The following is a 1779-nucleotide window of genomic DNA, read 5'->3' as shown; positions in this document are numbered from 1 at the left end:
ACATCGTGAACGCGGCCGAAGCCGGAACAAGCATTAACGTCACTGGTTCAGTGGGTGGCGACGCCGCGCCTGGTGATACGGTTAGCTTCACCATCAACGGCACGCCATACAGCGGCACCGTGCTGGCGGGCAACACCTACAGCATTGCCGTTGACGGCGCAGACTTGGCGGCCGATACCAGCTTCGATGCGACTGTGACCGGTACTGACGCAGCGGGTAATGCCTTCACGGCTACGACGACCTCAACCCACACGGTTGATACGACGGCGAGTGCAACAATCACCGTTAACGACATCACCGCTGACGATGTAGTGAACGCCGCTGAAGCGGGTACTTCAATTGATGTAACAGGCACCGTCGGTGGCGATGCAACCGTTGGTGACGCAATCAGCTTCACCATTAACGGCACGCCATACAGCGGCACTGTCTTGGCTGGCAACACCTATAGCATTGCGGTGGATGGCGCCGACTTGGCCGCCGACACCAGCTTCGATGCGACGGTAACTGGCACTGATGCAGCGGGTAATCCGTTCACCGCAACCACGACTTCAACGCATACCGTTGATACGACGGCGAGCGCAACAATCACGGTCAACGACATCACTGCTGACGATATTGTTAACGCAGCCGAAGCCGGAACAACAATCAACGTCACTGGTTCAGTAGGTGGCGATGCAACAGTGGGCGATACGGTTAGCTTTACCATTAACGGCACGCCATACAGCGGTACTGTGCTGGCCGGCAACACCTATAGCATTGCGGTTGATGGCGCTGACTTGGCGGCCGACACCAGCTTCGACGCGACCGTAACGGGCACCGATGCCGCGGGTAATCCGTTCACGGCAACCACGACTTCAACGCATACCGTTGATACGACAGCGAGCGCAACGATCACGGTTAATGACATCACGCCTGATGACATTGTTAACGCGGCTGAAGCTGGTACAAGCATCAATGTCACCGGCTCGGTCGGTGGCGACGCCGCGCCTGGTGATACGGTTAGCTTCACCATCAACGGCACGCCATACAGCGGCACCGTACTGGCGGGCAACACCTACAGCATTGCGGTGGATGGCGCAGACTTGGCTGCAGACACCAGCTTCGATGCGACCGTAACGGGTACTGACGCGGCAGGTAATCCGTTTACCGCAACGACTACCTCAACCCACACCGTTGATACTGCAGCGAGCGCAACAATCACGGTTAATGACATCACGCCTGATGACATTGTTAACGCAGCTGAAGCCGGTACTTCAATTGATGTAACGGGCACCGTCGGTGGCGATGCAGCTCCAGGCGATACGGTGAGCTTCACCATCAACGGCACGCCATACAGTGGCACCGTACTGGCCGGCAACACCTACAGCATTGCCGTTGACGGCGCTGACTTGGCCGCCGACACCAGCTTCGATGCCACCGTGACTGGCACTGATGCCGCGGGTAATCCATTTACGGCAACCACGACTTCAACCCACACCGTTGATACGGCAGCGAGCGCAACAATCACGGTTAATGACATCACGCCTGATGACATCGTCAATGCCGCTGAAGCGGGTACTTCAATTGATGTAACGGGCACCGTCGGTGGCGATGCAACAGTGGGCGACACCGTTAGCTTCACCATCAACGGTACGCCATACAGCGGCACCGTGCTGGCGGGCAACACCTACAGCATTGCCGTTGACGGCGCGGACTTGGCTGCCGATACCAGCTTCGATGCGACGGTGACCGGCACTGATGCAGCAGGTAATCCGTTTACCGCGACAACCACCTCAACGC

The 1779-nt window shown here is 57.9% G+C and carries 1 protein-coding gene; it reads left to right on the top strand.

What is annotated here, in order from left to right:
- On the top strand, nucleotides 1-1779 hold a 1779-nt coding region (locus tag AB4876_RS19020), incomplete at both ends, for a beta strand repeat-containing protein (RefSeq protein WP_368383267.1).

The organism is Zhongshania guokunii (genome assembly GCF_040892635.1).
Taxonomy (GTDB): domain Bacteria; phylum Pseudomonadota; class Gammaproteobacteria; order Pseudomonadales; family Spongiibacteraceae; genus Spongiibacter; species Spongiibacter guokunii.
Note: the sequence above shows the minus strand (reverse complement) of the source record. Positions and strands in the feature narration are given on the sequence as shown.